The 17,625-nt window shown below is 47.9% G+C and carries 18 protein-coding genes and 1 pseudogene; 6 read left to right on the top strand and 13 right to left on the bottom strand.

The features are described from left to right. Positions 1-116: 116 nt before the first annotated feature. The 6 genes from AC2FCQ_RS19355 to AC2FCQ_RS19380 form a co-directional block, all read right to left on the bottom strand. Positions 117-1,061: an ArdC family protein gene (locus tag AC2FCQ_RS19355; protein ID WP_490308816.1), complete on the bottom strand. Its 945-nt coding sequence runs from the start codon at positions 1,059-1,061 to the stop codon at positions 117-119. 865 nt (positions 1,062-1,926) lie between these two features. Beyond that, on the bottom strand, positions 1,927-2,709 hold the full coding sequence (locus tag AC2FCQ_RS19360; RefSeq protein ID WP_490308815.1) for an HNH endonuclease family protein: 783 nt from the start codon (positions 2,707-2,709) through the stop codon (positions 1,927-1,929). A gap of 3 nt (positions 2,710-2,712) precedes the next feature. Continuing rightward, complete coding sequence (locus AC2FCQ_RS19365) at positions 2,713-4,332, bottom strand: AAA family ATPase (protein ID WP_490308814.1); 1,620 nt, start codon at positions 4,330-4,332, stop codon at positions 2,713-2,715. A 2-nt stretch (positions 4,333-4,334) separates the two neighbouring features. Further along, the gene (locus tag AC2FCQ_RS19370) at positions 4,335-5,936 is read right to left on the bottom strand and encodes a restriction endonuclease subunit S (RefSeq protein WP_490308813.1); all 1,602 of its coding nucleotides are present in this window, start codon (positions 5,934-5,936) and stop codon (positions 4,335-4,337) included. 132 nt (positions 5,937-6,068) lie between these two features. Further along, complete coding sequence (locus tag AC2FCQ_RS19375) at positions 6,069-7,484, bottom strand: class I SAM-dependent DNA methyltransferase (RefSeq protein WP_490308812.1); 1,416 nt, start codon at positions 7,482-7,484, stop codon at positions 6,069-6,071. Positions 7,485-7,570: 86 nt separating this feature from the next. Next, positions 7,571-7,777: a hypothetical protein gene (locus tag AC2FCQ_RS19380; protein WP_116362029.1), complete on the bottom strand. Its 207-nt coding sequence runs from the start codon at positions 7,775-7,777 to the stop codon at positions 7,571-7,573. Between the two features lie 123 nt (positions 7,778-7,900). On the opposite strand from AC2FCQ_RS19380, the gene AC2FCQ_RS19385 reads away from it, so the two are divergent. Together AC2FCQ_RS19385 and AC2FCQ_RS19390 are read left to right on the top strand one after the other, a co-directional pair. Then, on the top strand, positions 7,901-8,200 hold the full coding sequence (locus AC2FCQ_RS19385; protein WP_490639898.1) for a histidine phosphatase family protein: 300 nt from the start codon (positions 7,901-7,903) through the stop codon (positions 8,198-8,200). A gap of 228 nt (positions 8,201-8,428) precedes the next feature. Further along, on the top strand, positions 8,429-9,346 hold the full coding sequence (locus AC2FCQ_RS19390; RefSeq protein ID WP_490308811.1) for a hypothetical protein: 918 nt from the start codon (positions 8,429-8,431) through the stop codon (positions 9,344-9,346). A gap of 7 nt (positions 9,347-9,353) precedes the next feature. Here AC2FCQ_RS19390 and AC2FCQ_RS19395 read toward each other — a convergent pair whose 3' ends face one another. Continuing rightward, positions 9,354-9,602, bottom strand: a complete 249-nt coding sequence (locus tag AC2FCQ_RS19395) for a hypothetical protein (RefSeq protein WP_490308879.1) — start codon at positions 9,600-9,602, stop codon at positions 9,354-9,356. A 246-nt stretch (positions 9,603-9,848) separates the two neighbouring features. Between AC2FCQ_RS19395 and AC2FCQ_RS19400 the strand changes: the two genes are divergently transcribed. Beyond that, positions 9,849-10,031, top strand: a complete 183-nt coding sequence (locus AC2FCQ_RS19400; RefSeq protein ID WP_490308810.1) for a hypothetical protein — start codon at positions 9,849-9,851, stop codon at positions 10,029-10,031. Positions 10,032-10,517: 486 nt separating this feature from the next. Here AC2FCQ_RS19400 and AC2FCQ_RS19405 read toward each other — a convergent pair whose 3' ends face one another. Both AC2FCQ_RS19405 and AC2FCQ_RS19410 read right to left on the bottom strand, forming a co-directional pair. Beyond that, complete coding sequence (locus AC2FCQ_RS19405; RefSeq protein WP_209635987.1) at positions 10,518-11,180, bottom strand: dTMP kinase; 663 nt, start codon at positions 11,178-11,180, stop codon at positions 10,518-10,520. A 216-nt stretch (positions 11,181-11,396) separates the two neighbouring features. After that, positions 11,397-12,425, bottom strand: a complete 1,029-nt coding sequence (locus tag AC2FCQ_RS19410) for an MDR family NADP-dependent oxidoreductase (RefSeq protein ID WP_490308809.1) — start codon at positions 12,423-12,425, stop codon at positions 11,397-11,399. A 58-nt stretch (positions 12,426-12,483) separates the two neighbouring features. Between AC2FCQ_RS19410 and AC2FCQ_RS19415 the strand changes: the two genes are divergently transcribed. Beyond that, the gene (locus AC2FCQ_RS19415) at positions 12,484-13,098 is read left to right on the top strand and encodes a TetR/AcrR family transcriptional regulator (protein WP_490308808.1); all 615 of its coding nucleotides are present in this window, start codon (positions 12,484-12,486) and stop codon (positions 13,096-13,098) included. A 113-nt stretch (positions 13,099-13,211) separates the two neighbouring features. Here AC2FCQ_RS19415 and AC2FCQ_RS19420 read toward each other — a convergent pair whose 3' ends face one another. Next, positions 13,212-14,129, bottom strand: coding sequence for a LysR family transcriptional regulator (locus tag AC2FCQ_RS19420; RefSeq protein WP_490308807.1), 918 nt, complete (start codon positions 14,127-14,129; stop codon positions 13,212-13,214). A gap of 103 nt (positions 14,130-14,232) precedes the next feature. On the opposite strand from AC2FCQ_RS19420, the gene AC2FCQ_RS19425 reads away from it, so the two are divergent. Beyond that, positions 14,233-15,441 carry an MFS transporter gene (locus tag AC2FCQ_RS19425; protein ID WP_490308806.1) on the top strand — a complete coding sequence of 403 codons (1,209 nt, stop codon included), beginning with the start codon at positions 14,233-14,235 and terminating at the stop codon, positions 15,439-15,441. 109 nt (positions 15,442-15,550) lie between these two features. Here the strand turns inward: AC2FCQ_RS19425 and AC2FCQ_RS19430 are convergent. Together AC2FCQ_RS19430 and AC2FCQ_RS19435 are read right to left on the bottom strand one after the other, a co-directional pair. After that, positions 15,551-15,712 (bottom strand): annotated as a pseudogene (locus tag AC2FCQ_RS19430) (HNH endonuclease); the annotation flags it as partial. A 174-nt stretch (positions 15,713-15,886) separates the two neighbouring features. Then, positions 15,887-16,489 (bottom strand): TetR/AcrR family transcriptional regulator, encoded by a 603-nt coding sequence (locus tag AC2FCQ_RS19435; RefSeq protein WP_490308805.1) that lies wholly within the window; start codon positions 16,487-16,489, stop codon positions 15,887-15,889. Positions 16,490-16,633: 144 nt separating this feature from the next. Between AC2FCQ_RS19435 and AC2FCQ_RS19440 the strand changes: the two genes are divergently transcribed. After that, on the top strand, positions 16,634-17,041 hold the full coding sequence (locus AC2FCQ_RS19440; protein WP_265556546.1) for a RidA family protein: 408 nt from the start codon (positions 16,634-16,636) through the stop codon (positions 17,039-17,041). Between the two features lie 279 nt (positions 17,042-17,320). Here AC2FCQ_RS19440 and AC2FCQ_RS19445 read toward each other — a convergent pair whose 3' ends face one another. Further along, positions 17,321-17,491, bottom strand: a complete 171-nt coding sequence (locus tag AC2FCQ_RS19445) for a restriction endonuclease (RefSeq protein WP_490639897.1) — start codon at positions 17,489-17,491, stop codon at positions 17,321-17,323. Positions 17,492-17,625 lie beyond the last annotated feature (134 nt).

Genomic DNA, 17,625 nt, shown 5'->3' on the forward strand with positions numbered 1-17,625 from the left:
GTCAATGCATCTAAACGGATAAGCGGGCTCTTTGCCGCCCTCCCCCGCAGCCTGCGAGTCTGCCACTGCTATGTAAGGTTTAAGCTACATTCCTTTGCGTATTCTTCCCTCTGCCCTCAAGCTTTATCCATCAAGTAGCGATGCGCTTTTGATGCCGCACTAGCAGCTTTGAAAATATAGCGTTTATCGTTTTTTAGTGCTTTCAGCCAGGAAGCAATATAGCTTTCGTGTTGGACCTCTCCGACAATCCCCAGATCAGCCATCAGGAACGCGCTTCCCAACTCCGCGATCAGCTCCTCAAACGCATAATCCTCACTGCCAAATTTCCCTTTCATTTCACGATTCAGGCGGCCTTTGCCACCACTCCAGTGGACAAGTTCATGCAAACCGGTAGCGTAGAAATTAGCCGCATCCGAAAACAGATAGCACTCCGGTAGCCAGACTTCATCTGTAGATGGGTTGAAAAAGGCGTTTTGTCCTTTCTCGATGATGTTTGCGCCACTGTTGCGGAACAGATTTTCAGCCTGCGGAACCGGGTCAAAGGTTGCTTCCGGACGGGCGATTTCCGTGGTCAGTGGCAAACCGTCGATTTGCTGAACGTTAAATAAGGTGAAGGTTTTCAGCATCGGGATATGTTCAACTTCTCCGGCGTCGTTTTCCTTCTCGAGGGTTGTGTAGAAAATAGCTGTTGTTCCATGCTCACCCTTGCGAACCTGCCCACTTGCTGCACGTGCCTGTTTGTAGGTCATCCAGCGTGAATCGCAGAAACCCTGTTTTGATGCACTGCACCACAGCAACATGATGTTCATACCGCTGTAGGCTACGCCGGTGGCGTAATTCGATGGCAGACCAGACATGCCGGATACACGCAGCCACGGGCAGGACCAGGGTTTCACACCAGCTTCCAACGCTGCAATGATGGTGTCGGTAACGGTCTGATAAATATCGGTTTTGGCTTTAGAAAATTTCGTTTTTGAGGAGCCTGACTGCTCCAGCGGGGATACGCTGGTCGCCGCTGCGGTGTTAGGGGCGCTAGTTTGGGTATGCAGGGAAATGGTCATGTTTTTTCTCCGTCAGTGGTGTGATTTTTCGTCTTCGTATCGCCTGACGGTTCGCTTTCCCGGCATCGTTCCGGCCAGCAAGGGCGCAGAATGCGTGCCATTTACCCTTGCGGGACGGGTTGTGTTGGGAAACGATTAACCGGAAGCTGATACGAGAACGGAAGTCACACGGAGAAAAAACTGACACTGCATAGACGGGTGTAGCGCCCCTTGTTCTGCAGTGGTGAAAAGTAAATTAGTGGTGTTGAGTCTGGGACCGGCACTGACAGGAACTTCGTGTAAGTGTTAGCATGCTTTCCTGCCTGACGAGACGATCCTGCTAACCGGGGGCGGTTTGTTCTTAAATTGCCTCGTTCCGGTATCAATCCCTACCGGGTCAGGGCTGTCTCCTTATTGAACACAGCGTAAAGTCTATCCCCGCAGTCGCCGTGTTGGCTGAGCTTACTTTACGTATGTAGCCTCAAGATGCCTTGACGCGCGAGAGTTCCCTTCGTTCTCGCATTGACACGAGCCAGAACGTAATGATGATGACGAACAGCACTACGTTAACTATCTGTGTTTACTGGATGAGAAACCAGAGGGCGCGGATCGTGCTGCATCGCGATCCAGCGGCGGAGGCACTTCGGACCTATCGTTGCAGGCAAAGCCATCTCGAACGAGCACAATAGTTATCACGCGAGGGCTATCGGAAAATACTGGAGCAGTCGGTCGAGGATGGTGATGTAAATCAGTAACCTAAGAGATCGCTCATTATTTTGAGACAACTTAGCATTATTAAATTTTTCAGAACCAAATTGGTGTCAATCGACCCATGAAATGCGTAGCGAAGCGTAACAAACGTCTATGCTGAGATAGCAGATCATTTTCAGGCCGAGCGAAGCAAATTCTCAACCCATAAAACATCTCGGTGACCGGCCACAATTCTTCGTGCAAAGGCCGACAACTCCGCACCTTCGGAAATATAATCCGCAAGTGCACGCACATGTTCTGAAAACGAGTTATCGATATCAACATTTCCAGATTCCGTTTGCGGAAATAACCTATCGGCGGCATCAATCTTTCGCTTTATTGAAACAGCGAGCGTCTTGCGTTTGTCAACAAGATCAGAGTGATCCAAGTGGTAAAGCCTGATTGATTCAGATGCTCGCCTATTGCGACCGGCATGTTTCTCCTCCGAATAAGTCGGTATAGGCCTTCCAGTCTCGTCAAAATCTACAAGACCGGGTTCGTCTGGCTTGCACGGGTCCAAAAGAATTGGACCCTCATTTGCCTCATCTGCACAGCAAGTTGCCCGCTTAGTCTCATCGTGGAGGGGAAAATTGTCGCCTTTCCCCCCTGTCTTCTCGCTTTCTTTATCCGACCGCACACTGTTGCAGAATGTACATGCAAATCTATAATTGGAATGGCTAAAAGCCGACCACGGATATTTGCTCTTTGGACGGAAGTGATCTACTGCTCCATCAGACCGTTCCTGCACAATCTCGCAATAATAACATTTGTCATGCGAAAGCTTCATTAATGGTCGCTTTAGGTCGCGCCAAACATCTGAGTGATCTTTAATTTTTCCAGGCTCATCTGCGATAGCGGCGTCTGCACGCACCTGCCAGCCATCTGGTAACTCCAACTGGTCCAGATTAATATAGCGCACGAATCAATCCCCCCTCTTATTCAAGGCATTATGAACTAGACGGCGAGCTTTCTCAGCCTCGCCAGGCAGCTCCTCCCTTTCACTTACTGGCATCGCCTCCTGATCCAGTCTTCGCAATGCCTCTTTAAGCTCGGGATCGCGCACCTCATAGCGGAAACCATAAGTTTGGAGCTCTTCGTTGATTTCCTTCAGCTTTTTCCTGTCATCTTCACTTAGCACATCCTGTCCGCTGAGATGGCGCTTCCTCGCAAGCAGATCTTGGGTATGGGTGTCTAGGGCCGCACTCAGTCCAAACATTTCACTGGTCATCACACCCGCATAGCCCATTCCACGCGGGTGCGTGTCTGGCTCCGCAGCCGAGATCGCCTGCGTTTCCTTATCACGCGTAAGGATTTGAACTTGTTCTTTCTCAAGCTCCGCTACGGCAACTGGATTGTGCGTAGCCAGAAGAACGTGACTACTCTGCTTTTCTGTCCCATTCACATTCAAGAAATTGCGAATATGCTGAAGATATTCAACGCTCCATCTCGGGTTCAAATGCGTATCAGGCTCGTCTAGCAGAAACAGGCTTTCTTCTTCCGCAGTGAAACGAAGCAACCCGAGCACAGTTAGGAGCTGCTGTTCACCTTCACTCAGTTCACGGAATGTAACCGACCCATCATTCTTTCGTAACTTTACCCTGATACGCACCTCGTCGATCAACTCTGAAACATAGGTGCTTTCCAAATGTTGGAAAAACTGGGCAGTGCTTTTTCCCGCGGCCAGCTTGCGCAGTGCGTCAAGGTCTTTCACGAAAAGATATAAGAATTCCAGTGTTCGCGAGTTCCATAGACTGACCTTTTCTTTGCGAGTGATCCGCAATGGTGCAAGAGATATATCGTAAAGAGTGGCTAGGAATTCGGACACGACGCCACGCGCGTTCCAGAAGCGTGGATCACCTTCCTTGGATGTCCATGAAGGCTGCCTAAGAACAAAGAGAACGGATTCAATCCCACCCTCTTCAAGGCCGAGTTGTTCCTGCAAGAACTTGTCTGTCAACTCGGCGTTGTTCACTATGAAAGACAGCAAAACAAAATTGCTGTGAACCGGAAGTGCATAGAACAGACGCTTCAAGCCGGGATTTTTTCCAGCCCGAAGGTCTTTGTCGTACCGCTCGAGATATTTAAGAAAAACCTCTTCCATCCTCTCGCTTTGGCCTGAATAATAGCCAAATACAAACTTCGGCAGATAGCCGTCATCTGTATCTCGCAACTTGGAAAGAGCCATTGCTTCGCCAGGGGCTTCCTCAAAGGTGAGGACAGCAGACAGAGGTTCAGCATCGGGATCATATGGCGCGAGCTTGATGCGATATGGTTCTTTGCCCGCTGGATCAGCATCAATGCGAACCCATTTGTCCTTGATTTGATAGCAAACTCGGTAGGCGAAGGATGGCTTGTTTTTGATTCCGTTCGCTTGCTCACCCATGATCAGGTCACGAAAGAGAACTGTTATCGCTTCCAGAACGTTCGATTTGCCAGTCCCATTCCTACCAATCAACACGGTAATGAGATGCTCTTGGGCGAAATCAATCGTCAAGTCTTTCAGATTTTTGTATTCACCTATCCACAGCCAATCGATGCGCATGATCACACCCCACTTATCGGCATCAGGCGCAACCAGTCTTCATCTCCCCGGCGCTCGACCTCAATGAGACCACCTTGAAGGTGCGTCCGTAGTTCGTTGTAGAACTCCTCTACCGCATCAGAGGTCGCGCCGTTTCCAATTCCAAGTGCTTGTGCCGCCTTGCTGGCGGAAACCCAATTTTCACTGGATTTTAGAACTTCGATCAAATTTGCCATCCTAACCCCACTCTTCGTTGGCTTTTGGGGACGCACCGCCGTCTTGCGCCCTGATTTTGTTTTTGCCAGTAGCGTCTCCCTTTCAGCCTTAACCCTTTCGAGCAGGATGGATGCGGGTTCATCATGCGGATTTTGCGGGACAAGCTCGCCTTGAAAGGCTACCTGAAGAATAGACGGATCAAGTGCGGAAAGCAGATCTGATGCTGCAATGTGCTCGTTGGATACTCGGTCCAGCCAAACGAAGTCAGTTTCGATACGTTGGACGATTTCGCTTTGTTCATCGAGTTCTGGGCACGGAAATTCAAGACTAGACAGTTCACCGCTGTTGATATTATGAATCCCATTGGAGGAGCGAATAATTGTCTTTATTGTATTCCTAATCTGCGGACTTCCGAGAATATACTTTAGATATTCTGGCTTAATATTATTTATATTTGGTCGTAGACGAATCAAATAACCGGCATAAGCCAGACCTGTTTCTGCTTCTGTGACCAAGGCAACTCGGCCCACAAGGTCCGGGCTTCCATTTGAACGCACAACAAGAATATCGCCTAATTGTAATGCGAGCTTCCTCAGTTCTTGATCGTCAAAATTTGTGTATTTGAGATCAACCAGATTTATGTGCCCGCCTGACACATTAGGAATCCTAAGAACTGCGGTTCCGCGCTTTTCAGGATAGCTTTTCTTTGCTGTGCCATACCGAATGTCGGACACAACATCGCCAAGACGAACTGTTCTTGACATTGATACACCGTTCCTACTCCTCCACCCCGCGGTCAAATCACCGCTGAACGCTTTGCGCAGGATGGCCTGCTTGTATTTCTCAATCAGCGGCGAAATATGATCAATCGCAGTGCGGGCTTTGGCTGTGCGGGAGGTCAGATAGTCAAGTTTGGCAACGATCCGTTTTTGTTCAGTGAGAGGCGGCAGCGGAAGAAGATGTTCTTTCAAATACGCTGCAGGCACACGCTGTTGGCCAACAGCACCAGTCATTACTTTTCGAGCGTCGTCACGAAATGATATTTGTCGGATGAAATACCAGATATACTCTGGAATAACTCCGCCGTAGCTGCGTAATACGTGGAACTCGGTTGAACCGAAACCAATGCCGTTTACAAGCCCTGTGGCGATAGCAGATTTTCCATTTTCCATCGATGGCGTAATCTTCGCGAAGATGACATCCCCTTCAGAAAATTGCGTAAACCCTTTGGCGACGTCACGTAGCTGGCGCGAAACATCATCAACAATGGCTCCGGAAATTTCGCTGACAGCTGCCATAGGAACAAAGGTCACCATGTCATCAGGCTCCAAGTCAAAAGACCTGCGCGGATTCACCTCCACAACATCTTTGAATGCAACTTGTGTCCACCCCTTCGGTAAATCAACCATGCCCACCTCCCATCTCGTGGCACGGTTTTTTTTCCAGTCGTAGCTGCGCTGTTTTGATCCCTTCGCTCTCGAATCTGTCTGTTTCAACCGCCAAAACCAACTGGATTATTCGCGTAAATTCCTCCCTTATCGTCATTCGTTAACCTCAGAAGGCTCAATGAGCTCTCCGACGACGGCTTCAATTTCATTCATTGCCGATTGAAGATGAGAGAGGATCAGAGCGGCAATCTCTTCTGGAGTTTCCACCGCATCCTGAGCGTCGCCGCTTTCATCGCGGAGCCAAGAAATAGCCAAACCATCTTCCCGATCAGCAATCTCTTGCCGCGAAAAGCAACGGAACCGACCCGTTTCGCCTTGATCCTCGCGAGTTGATTTGCCGTACGGGTCATTTCCGAAACAACTCTCAAATTCGGCGAAGTGCTCGTCGAGCAACGGTGTGGTCTTTCCGAATACTGGCATGTTTGTGCGCAAATCATAAAACCAGACAGACCTCGTGTTATCTTTTTTCTTACTGCCACGGCTAAAAAACAGAACATTTGTCTTAACGCCGGCGCTTGTGAAAATTCCTGTTGGGAGCCTAAGAACCGTGTGCAGATCGCATTTGTCCATTAGTTCTCGTCGAACCAATCTACCAACACCATCATCGAACAGCACATTGTCCGGCAGAACGACCGCTGCGCGCCCGTCCGGCTTTAGGCCAAGATATATGTGCTGAAGGAAGGCCAATTGCTTGTTTGCGTTATGGTAAGGGAGATCAGCGCGGAGCGATCTTCTGCTACCGGCCTTGCTCCCAAATGGTGGGTTGGCAAGAATAAGATCGGCGGGCTGGAGCCCATTTGCATCATCCGTCAGCGCATCGCCGTATATGACCTCGGCATCGAGGCCATTAAGAAACGTATTCATCAAACAAATTCGACGGGTATTTTTTTCAATTTCAACGCCTTGATATTTTGGGGGCGTTTTCGCGTATGCCTGTTTTGTATTTTCGGAATGAATAAACCGGTCCGCTGCAATTAGAAATCCGCCACTTCCAACCGCAGGGTCCTGAATTATCTCACCCAATTTTGGTTTCATGGCTCGCACCATGGAATTAACCAGTGCTCTTGGAGTAAAATATTGACCTGCTCCAGAACGCACATCCTGCGAGCTCTTTTCGATCAGCCCCTCGTAGATGTGTCCAAATCTATCACCCGAGAGATCATTCCAATCAATTTTGGCGATGCCATCTACTACGGCGTGAAGGTTCTCGTCGTGCGAAAACACCGTAGTGGGAAAGGCGTATATTGCCTGGATCGTTTCACTTTCTGCGCTAGTACCAAGGTGGGTCAGCATCTCCTGATAGAAGCCCAGCAAGCCATCTTTAGGATGACTCAGGAGGTCTTTCCAGCGGTTGCCAGATGGCAGAAGACGTTCAACACCATTCTCTTCTGCAATTTTGAGGAAAAGGAGATACGTTAATTCAGACACGTATTGGTGATAGCTGATCCCATCACCACGAAGGATGTGGCAAAGGTTCCAAATTTTCTGGACTATATTCTCATTTTTCATATGTTGCTTCTTTCACTCTAAACGCTTGAATGAATGCAAACGTAAGCTTGTCCGCCAAGAATGGCTTTCTCTACGGCATTCATTCTTCATCCTTGGCCCTCTGGAGCAACTGGCCTGCCGCTGGCATTCTCGGTCTGACCAGCATGATTTGATTTCTTCGCCGCTATGTATTCCCGCATGAACTCACGAATGACCTGCGCGGCGGGACGATCCTGCTCGCGGCATATCTTTAGAAATTCATCGCGGAGCTCCCGCTCGACGCGGATTCGCATTCCGGCATCTTTTTCATTCATGGCTCCAAGTGTAACCTTTGGATACACATCAAGCCAAGTCGAAAGTCCGCAAGAAGCCGAAATTATCCAGAATTTCGCTAGCGGGCGTTTTGCGGCATCCGAACACCTGAGCCGACGCAGTACATCGAGCGCAACGGTCCGGCCACCGACTACGGCCTCTGGGCTGGTCGGCCTTTACGCGAGGTGATGACGCAGGATGCCGAAGCGTTCCACGCCTGGCTTGGGGGCGCTACGCCACCAGACGGCGAGTTACGCATTCAGTTATTGGCACGCTGCGCCGCATGGCTGGCTCAACATGTTGATATTCTAGGTCTTCACTGTGCAGTTGTACCCGCAGCCGTAATCCGCGTCACGATCGTCGACGTTCTCGGCGCACCACCTCAGCCATTTTGTTGTCCCCCTGAATTTAGTCTTACCGCTTAATGGAGTTCTCTGGTTAAGATGTAATCAGCGGAGGTCATTATGAAGAAAGCACGTTTTACTGAAACTCAGATTCTGCGGGTTCTAAAAGAAGTTGAAGGCGGTCGATTCTGAAAACTCTCGCAAAGCTACAGGCTAAGAATTTGGAAAAAGTTGATATGTCACAGAAACGCAGGTAAAAAACTTATCTCGGCTGAGCCAATCAAATAATTTTGTAGGAGTAAGGGCAATATGGGGACTCCAGAAAACTACCACCTTAAGGGCTATGTAGACCACTCACTACCAGGTCAAATCGAGACGTTACATAAGGCGACGTTTTCTAGCAAAGAGGAAGTACTCACATCCAGCACGCTCTCACCTGAAGATGTTTTCATTTTAGTCGAAAGACTCCACTGGGCTTCAATTAGTGGCAATATAACTTATCATCTTGAAGAAGGTGCATCTAAAGTAATTCTAAAATATCCATTTTCGCAATTCTGGGACATTATCACTGACTCATTCGCTATAGCCCAGTACTCCAATGAGTACGGAATTGCGTTCCAGCTTGATTTAGAATCAAAGCTAAAACTGGAGAGCCTTAACTTTCCCCACTTCATTCGAATCATACTTTCAGCCCATTCGATCGGCGAGGAATTTGATAGCATAAGTATTTCCCCTCACAATGCTGATATTGGGCATTTCGAGTGTCGAGCAGATATAATTTCTCATGCAGCTTATATAGAGGGCATGCTGTACAAGATAATAATTGACAGCAAAAAAACCACATATAAGCTTGCTGATAAAATGACATATGATAAAAAAATAGTTTTTTGCAAAAAGGAGAAACTACTAAACAATGAGCTTCTTTCAATTGTCAGATTGCTAAAAAATTTGAGAAATGAAGCTGCGCATCAGTTTTCGTTTGAGAAGTGCGGCCCAACAGGAAACTATCTTACAATTAACCCCGTCAGCGACAAGTTATTAGAAGAGATAAAGAGTTTTGTATGCGCCTGCGAGGAGCGGTACTCTTTGAAGGAAGGGAGGATAAATCGCTTTAACAATGTTTTTCGAATGCTTGCAGGAGAGTTAAATGCCAAGGCCAATTTGGCCCAAATGATAACCTTGGGAAAACAATACCCAGCCGAGCTATCGAGTTACTTCTACGGATAATGGAAATTTATAAAATTCCAATTTCTAGAGTGAGACTTCGATCTTTGTATCTGCTACGCATTAACCTCCTCCTCACATTTCCTGCCTCAGGCACCTGATCAGTACCTGAGGTACAGAACGAGCCCCTCACTGAGTAGTTTTGAATTTCTTTTGCGCTATTGAAACGGTCACCATTATTAAACTGGATGCAGACATCGTGTTTTTTATCCGCCCAGTCGAGACCAATATGGGCAGCAAACTGGTCTATCGAACTCATAATCAACTCCTTTTGATTGAGGAAAATTGGTATGCATTCCACGCTCTTCGAAAGAACTGCATGCCCTGAGTATTCGTTAGCGAACATGGAGCACTTACTGGCTCGAAAGCAAAGCGGCAATCATCAAATTACATGATTCTGGCACAATATTCGTAACCTGTAAGCGCATATCCTAGATCACCTTATAGTGTAATTTCCAGGGTATGAAAGTCTATATTAGGTACAGAGCAGACAGCCCTTGTAGATATGATCATAGTAACGATCACCAAATGCACGAGACCGCTCAAATCAGTTTTATATAACCAGCTTCGATTGGTGGTCATTCTGGTGGTCTTGACAGAAGGGCAATTCAGGTTTAGCTTACTTATTAGCCAGTTACTGGCAAAGGCGATCCCAGTCAGAGGAGCCATATTAGAGACGCCCGCTTAAGGAAACTTAAGCGGGCGTTTTGCTTTTTCAGTTTGTTGGACGGTGACGAGGATCAGCAGTTAGAACAAAAAACTCATTCCTGGTCTCAGCGGATCGAACGTGGAGACTCAATCAATCCAGGCAGAGTGAGGTTTTTATTTCAAACCTGAACAATGTTGCCGCAGAGGATCAATACGGGCAGCATGGATACTGCCTGACACAATAATAACGAAGGGATTTTAGTGCTCCCAACATCGACCAAGGTGACTTTACCTCTGCTGATGACGTCGGTGTTCCTGCTACTGGCTGCCCAAAAACATAACGCAACCTCCTGAACTTGCCCCAAAGAAAATGCCGGCTAACCCTTTTTGTCACAAAAAGCTGGGCTCACCGACAATATTTTCTCCGTGTCAAAGACTGAAAATACTGAGTGGTTTCGATTCTCTAGACGCAACACCCATCGGAGGTTCACACTGGGTAGAGAGTGACACAATAAGGTTACCGTAATTACTGGCGGCCTGCAGCGGAGGTTCTGTCCGCAAAATCGATGCCTATGGGGCATGCAAGCACTCTGTAGATCTCAGAAATCACCTGCATCGTTGCGTCTTCGATGGTTCCTTCATTGCGGCATAGAACCCAGCCGTGATTTGCAATTTCTCGCTCGAACGCTTTGGTACAAGCGACATGTTCTTCCAGCTTATGAATCACAGTACTACTTAGCCCACGCGATCGGGCCGCAGCCCTCGCCCATGAAATATCAGGCGCTGTAACAACCCCGACATGCAGGTCTGGCGTTCGCACGTTTCGTGCAATGTTAAGCTGTAAAATCTCTGCAAATGGAACCATCCGGCGAAATGCGGCATCCGACGGGTACCAGCGATCCATCAAGATAATGCTGTCCGGTGGCTGTTTAGTCAGCACGTGCTGGGAAATCCAAGCACGGCTATCAGCAAAGCGCTCACAAACCTCCAGTTCCAACTCCAGGGTGGGGTTTCTGACGAGTTTGTTAACAAGGGCCATTGTTTCCCCCCTGTAGGGATCGCTTTTCTTCTCGCAAAGCCGGATCACCTTCTTGTTCTCTGCCCTTAGTACTTTCGTGATGGCTTCCAACAGTGTGGTTTTACCGGCTCCCTTGGGCCCATCCAGAGAAACAAATAGCGGACGACTCATTCTTCACATGACGATTGATAAAGGGTTTTTATAAAGCTTGAATCTGGCAAAAGCATCTTACTTCCTTCGTATGAATAACTGCCCGCGCTTCGTTCGTTGGGGCCGCTTGGCACACCAGCGCGAACCGAATATAGCCGTCTTTTCTCTTGTGACCTCTAGATTTCGGTTAAACTCGCGTCAGCTTTTAAGCCAATACAATCTGGCCTTAAATATTGTTTAAAGCTCAACGAGTACCAGACCACGCGCCTTACCGGAACACGTTTCTTTCAGTGCCAATGGTGCTGATTCCAGTCCTTTAAACCGGGTCATGGGAAACGCGATGTCTGCCCATAAAGGTTGTGACAAACAGGAAAGCCATTCGGCAAATACTTCCGGATTTTCGTCAGCGCTGTATCCGCGTATCCTAACGCCCTTGACGATAATAGCGAAAGCATCTATTTCCACAGGGGCATATTTGGTCGACTTTGCATCTGCAAGTTCGGCGGATAATGCCCCAAGCAGAACAAGCCTCGCCCCTTCCCGAGAGTGAGAAACTGCGGCCTCCAATTGCTCACCGCCCACAATATCAATAAATAAATCAATGCCGTCGGGGGCATAGCGGTGCAGTTGCTCGCTGATATTACCGTCACCGCGAATGATGACCTCGTCATAACCCAATTCCCGCTTCATCCAAGACGCTTTTTCTGGCGTTCCAGTACTGCCAATGATTCGTTTGGCGCCAAGCTTACGGGCAATTTGTCCTGCCATGGAGCCAATCGCCCCCGCTCCGCTCGAAACAAAAACCACATCGTCAGGTTTAACCTGAGTCGCACGCGTCAGAGCGGCATACGCCGTCCAGCCATGTCCCAAATAGGCGGCTGGATTCAACAGCTTGTCGCCTAATCGCGTACAGAGTTCTATGCCGACAACAGCATATTCTCGCCATCCAAACGGATGAAGTACGAATTCACCCGGTTGCAAACCGCTAGCCGCAGGCGCAGACACAATCTGGCCTATGGCCGCATCTGCCAGCGTATCGCCAACGTTGATGGGAGGAAACGGAATGCCTTTTACACTTCCGGCCTCTTCACTCATCATCAGGCGGGTAGAAATTGAGATCCGAAACCAACAATTGCGAACCAATACCTCATTGTCGCTGCACGCCATATCAGGATGCTCAACAATCTCAAAATTAGCGGGTCCTGGCATGCCAGAAGAGCGTTTAAGCAAATTAATTTTTCTGTTGTACTGCGCTGTAAGGACCATTTTATTTCCTTTTTGATATGTGAGTTAATGCTCGCATTATCAATCGGAGAGCCACCACGTGAATACTCGTGTTCCAGATACAAAGCGAAACATGCGTAAAAAGCCGCAGCAAAGCCGCTCACGATTTTTGGTCGGCATCATCCTGGATGTTGCTACTCGCATATTGGCTGAAAAAGGATGGGCAAAATTTAATACCAATGAAGTGGCGCGCATCGCCGGGGTCAGTATTGGCTCGCTTTACCAGTATTTTCCCAATAAGTTGGCTCTGGCAGAAGCGATACGCCAGCAACATCTCGAGTCGATATTGCGGGTTTTTGAAACCGTCAATGCTAACGGGTCGACGCAGGCTGACTCATTAACAGTGGAGGTTGAGCGAATGATTGATGGCATCATCGCTGCGCATTTAATTAATCCGCGTTTGCATCGCGTTTTGCTTGATGAAGTGCCGCTCTCCGGACGTGATGCACATCAGGAGTTTGAACGTCGCTATGCTGAATACTATGCTGCTTTTACTGCCCGTCAGCTAGGTTCGGCGCGGGCACAGGTCGCCAGCCATGTGCTGGCTTCAGCAATTGAAGGTGTCGTACACGATGCATCGCGGCGCGGCCAATTAATGTCTTCAGATCTAAAATGTGAATTGATTCTGTTGGTGACCCGTTATCTGACGGGTTAATTTCACCTTGATTTAGGATTGCGTTGCATCGACCCGTTTAACTCACAGCGAGAAGCTGACGCTGTAGAGATTCATTGTGCCAACTGGACTCTCTGCGATGATTCAACGCTGCCTTAGGTTGCGAAGGATATATTGCTCAATTTCTGATGCATGAAATCAATGAGTGCTCTTGTTTTAGCGGGTAGGTAACGCCGATCTGAATAAAGTGCAAACAATTGCAATGGGGCTGGCGATTGTTCAAATTCAACCTCGATTAACCGTCCATCGTTAATGTAGGGTTGGCAAGCTTGTTTCGACAGAATTGCAAAACCGACGCCTGCTACCGCAGCTCGCCCTGCCATCTCTCCGCTGTTTACCCGATAATGCCCTTTAACCTTGACCGTCTCGAATCTCCCCTTTGTATTGACAAACTGCCAGGGAGCACCTTTCAGTGCGCTTACCGTTGTAATACAGGGTAGTTTTTCAAATTGTTGGATATGCAAAGGGGTGCCATAACGCTGAATAACGGAGGGGGCTGCAACAATAGTACATGGGATAGTCACCAGATGGCGGGCGATGTAGTCACTGTCATCCATCTGACCACGGGTAATAATGACAGCTAAATCCAGATCGTCCCGCAGGGATTCGAAACCTGACAAATTTGTGACACAGCTTATCTCCAGATCCGGGTGCTGACAGGCGAAATCGGCAACAACAGAACCCAGCAATGCAGGGCCTATTTCATTGGGAATACAGATACGTAATGGGCCCTTGAGCTGCATTTGCCGCAACGTTAATTCTGTCTCAGTTTGCTCAAGCGCCTCCAGTAATGGCTTCGCTCGGGTATAGAGTAGCTGCCCCGCCTGGGTGAGCTTCATATGTCGGGTACTGCGCTCGATGAGCTGAAGATTCAGCCTGTCTTCTAACTGAGAAATACAACGACTAACATTTGATGTCGGCATTTCAAGGACTTTCGATGCCCCAACAAAGCTTTCGCTTTCAACCACTGCAATGAACACTTTCAGGGTATTAAAATCAAGAGCCGGACGCATCAACTATCCCATATATGATAATAATAAGTGCCATTTTTACCATCTAATGCACACCATTGATAGCGGTTAAACTCGGATATCTTTCATCCATAGGTTGCCTGCTATGCCACTGGTCACACCGACGTTTAATCATAAATCCCTCATGCGGATAGCTATTGTAATCGCTTTTGTCCAGTTCACTAATGCATTGGAATATATGGCGTTAACGCCTGTTTTTGCTTTTATGGCAGACGGGTTCGCGGTTCCTGTATCATTTTCTGGCTATGTCTCGGGTATGTACACACTGGGTGCTGTTCTCTCTGGAGTTGCTGCTTTTTATTGGATCGACCTGTTTAATAAAAAACAATTCTTAATCAAGAATATGTTACTGCTCGGAGCACTCACCTTTTTGTCAACACTCACTACTCATTTTCACACTCTTCTGGCACTACGATTTTGCGCAGGATTGGTTGGTGGTACGACTATGGGCGTGGGTATGAGTATTTTGATAAATTATGCCCCAGCAAACTTACGTGGAAAAATACTGGCAACGGTGATTGCATCATTTTCGATGGTCAGTATCGTCGGAATGCCCGCTATATTATTTTTGTGCACACACTATGGTTGGCATACTGCGCTGTGGTTAATCAGTTCCCTTTGTCTGGTGTCTCTACCGTTGATAGTATTTTTCCTTCCAAAGGATACGGCCCCACCACGCGTAAAGGTCAATCTGTCTATTGACACGCAAACCTTACTTTTCGCCTCTTGTACTGCACTGGTGCAATTTAGTCCAATGCTCATTATTCCCATTTTGACTCCGTTAATGACGCAATATATGGCTACACAACAAAACCTTTTACCCTTATTATTTTTAAGTGGAGGAGTTGTAGGTTATCTGTCTACAAAAATAACAGGCATCCTGACATCACGTTTATCCGCCCTGATGCTGGCAACAATTTCAACGCTGTTATTCGTAGCAAGTCTACTGATTCCTGCGATGGGCTATCATAATACATTTTTATTTATAACCTTATTTCTTGGAACCTCATATAGCCGACTTGTATCCGCTTCGTCGGTTATTATCCACTATCCTAAAGATGAACAACGAGCCAGTTTTTCTTCACTACAGACAGCAATTATGCACCTGGTAACAACTCTCGCATTCTTTCTGTCTTCCTTATTACTCCCTGGTCTTGGAATAACAACGCAAAATCTAAACATACTGCTTGTTGTAAGTGCATTAGCCGCATTTGGATTTCCCGTAATGGTCATAATACTCCAAAAGAAACTGGCTAAACGTACTATCCAGCCTGACAACCTCGCCATTGATTAGCATAGCGTCCGCCCTTGGCACGAGGTACACAGGTTCACTGAGCTTAAGGAACGCTTTAAGCTATGCGTTCAACGGGCCGATGCAACGCTATCCTGATTCAGGATAGCGTTCATTCTCGCCAATCATCAAAAGTGGCATTCGATTTCGCCAAGTTGCATTCATCACACAGTACCTGCAACTTTGATTTTTCTAATGCAAAATGCGGAAACTTTGAACGAGGAAAAATATGATCAACAGATAATACAATTCCATGCGCTCTAGGTGGGCGACCACAACAAGCGCAGCATGCAGGTTTCTAATGAGCGCCATTCTGATGAGCGATAGAAGAGATCTGTTTCCTGACGCCTTCGTTGTTTAGTATTTTGTCTGATGAGATGAAGAAGTCGTGGCTTTAAACTCCCCGTGCGTACTGAAAGATTTTAGCTCCCCCCCTATAAACGTCTCATCATAGTTTATTGGAACTATTCCGTAAGCCGCTTGCCAGTTGAGTAAACACCTCTATAATTTTTGGCAGCGCCCGCTGCGGATCGTCGCTCGCAGCAATCCAAAGTGCGGAATTCAGCGCGGCACTGTTTAACAGATGTGCAGCGGCATCCGCGTCAACCGATTTAAGTACGCCGCGTTCGATCAAATTTATGACGATCTGTCGGGTAGACTCGAGGCAACTATTCTGGCTCGGCCATTGCGCGGGATCCCCAAGGAAAGCCGGGCCATCAAGCAGAACGATACGCCTTACTTCTGTGTCCAGCGCCATCTTAATATAGGCAATCCCTTCAGCCAGCAGCCTTTCCCAGTCGTCACCGGCATTCGCGGCAGCGGCTTTGGCTCGCTGTGCCATTTCGCCGTCTACTTGAGCAACAACAGCGGCAAGCAGCCCCTTTTTATCACCAAAGTTGTGGTATAGCGCCCCACGTGTCAGGCCAACGCTGGCGGTTAGTTCATCCATCGATACGGCAGCAAAACCATTTTCGGCAAAGGACTTCCGCGCTGCCGTAATCAATTTGGCTCGGTTCTCTTCCATTGTTTCGGCGCGGCGTTTGGTGGCCATACGATCTCCTTTTAGACATACAGAACGGATGTCATTTGACATACGCGGCGTATGTGTGATTAATTCAACATACGCCGCGTATATTAAATCAATTTTGCATACCGCGCATCCCGCATCACACATTGACTTAAGAAAGGAAATTCCATGATCCAGCGTGAGCCTATTTTTCCTGCTAACCGCCATGCCCTCTATGAAGAACACGGGTATTCTGCCGCGATCCGCTCTGGCGATATGTTGTTCGTTTCCGGCCAGGTTGGCAGCCGCGCCGACGGTACGCCGGAGCCGGATTTTGCCGCGCAGGTACGACTTGCGTTTGATAACCTGGCAGCGACTCTTGCAGCAGCGGGTTGTACGTTTGACGACCTGCTTGATGTCACCACCTTTCATACCGACGCGGAAAATCAATTTCCGACAATTATGCAGGTGAAACAGTCTATTTTCCCGCAGCCCCCTTACCCGAACTGGACAGCCGTTGGAGTGACCTGGCTTGCGGGATTCGATTTTGAAATTAAGGTTATTGCCCGAATTCCAACATCAACCTCTGCAGATTGACAGGCCGCAATGTTAGTGACGTCTTCATCAACGGGATGAGGACGTCACCATAAAAAGCATTGTTTCAGAACCGGCATAACGTCTGCTTCTGGCACATAACGGTCGGACTGAAGGGGTCGCTACGTCTGCCAAGAGAAAGCGGACTTGCCAGTCCGCTTATGGCTAAGGACCATTAGGAATTACTACACTAACAGTTCTTCATACTAATGGATTTGCAACGGCTCAGATAAAGTAATGAACTTAACGAATGTGCTACCTTCATGACATCCTTAAAATTACTTAAAAATTTGGATTAATACGGGCAAATACGCCAGCGTGCTCCTTTAAGAGATAAAGAAGACCTCCGCCATCAATGAGTTCTATTGGTTTATCCTCACAAAACCGATAAGCGTCTTTGCCATACTGACTGGTACAGACCAAAATCCCTTTGTTGGCACCCTCATTCATCATTGTACCGTACAGATCTCTGACGGAGCTGACACCGACCGTGTCTTTATATCTTTTGGCGGCTTTGTTGAATAAATCGAACTTTTGCTGAGTTGAAGGATCAGATCACGTATCTTCCCGACAACGCAGACCGTTCC

Source organism: Serratia sp. CoH_134_PS_4 (assembly GCF_058190535.1).

What these genes read in the sequence shown, in the direction of transcription:
- AC2FCQ_RS19355 (WP_490308816.1), bottom strand. Translation starts at nt 1,061, where the DNA reads ATGACCATTTCCCTGCATACCCAAACTAGCGCCCCTAACACCGCAGCG.
- AC2FCQ_RS19365 (WP_490308814.1), bottom strand. Translation starts at nt 4,332, where the DNA reads ATGCGCATCGATTGGCTGTGGATAGGTGAATACAAAAATCTGAAAGAC.
- AC2FCQ_RS19370 (WP_490308813.1), bottom strand. Translation starts at nt 5,936, where the DNA reads ATGGTTGATTTACCGAAGGGGTGGACACAAGTTGCATTCAAAGATGTT.
- AC2FCQ_RS19375 (WP_490308812.1), bottom strand. Translation starts at nt 7,484, where the DNA reads ATGAAAAATGAGAATATAGTCCAGAAAATTTGGAACCTTTGCCACATC.
- AC2FCQ_RS19380 (WP_116362029.1), bottom strand. Translation starts at nt 7,777, where the DNA reads ATGAATGAAAAAGATGCCGGAATGCGAATCCGCGTCGAGCGGGAGCTC.
- AC2FCQ_RS19390 (WP_490308811.1), top strand. Translation starts at nt 8,429, where the DNA reads ATGGGGACTCCAGAAAACTACCACCTTAAGGGCTATGTAGACCACTCA.
- AC2FCQ_RS19395 (WP_490308879.1), bottom strand. Translation starts at nt 9,602, where the DNA reads ATGAGTTCGATAGACCAGTTTGCTGCCCATATTGGTCTCGACTGGGCG.
- AC2FCQ_RS19400 (WP_490308810.1), top strand. Translation starts at nt 9,849, where the DNA reads ATGATCATAGTAACGATCACCAAATGCACGAGACCGCTCAAATCAGTT.
- AC2FCQ_RS19405 (WP_209635987.1), bottom strand. Translation starts at nt 11,180, where the DNA reads ATGAGTCGTCCGCTATTTGTTTCTCTGGATGGGCCCAAGGGAGCCGGT.
- AC2FCQ_RS19410 (WP_490308809.1), bottom strand. Translation starts at nt 12,425, where the DNA reads ATGGTCCTTACAGCGCAGTACAACAGAAAAATTAATTTGCTTAAACGC.
- AC2FCQ_RS19420 (WP_490308807.1), bottom strand. Translation starts at nt 14,129, where the DNA reads ATGCGTCCGGCTCTTGATTTTAATACCCTGAAAGTGTTCATTGCAGTG.
- AC2FCQ_RS19425 (WP_490308806.1), top strand. Translation starts at nt 14,233, where the DNA reads ATGCCACTGGTCACACCGACGTTTAATCATAAATCCCTCATGCGGATA.
- AC2FCQ_RS19435 (WP_490308805.1), bottom strand. Translation starts at nt 16,489, where the DNA reads ATGGCCACCAAACGCCGCGCCGAAACAATGGAAGAGAACCGAGCCAAA.
- AC2FCQ_RS19440 (WP_265556546.1), top strand. Translation starts at nt 16,634, where the DNA reads ATGATCCAGCGTGAGCCTATTTTTCCTGCTAACCGCCATGCCCTCTAT.
- AC2FCQ_RS19445 (WP_490639897.1), bottom strand. Translation starts at nt 17,491, where the DNA reads ATGATGAATGAGGGTGCCAACAAAGGGATTTTGGTCTGTACCAGTCAG.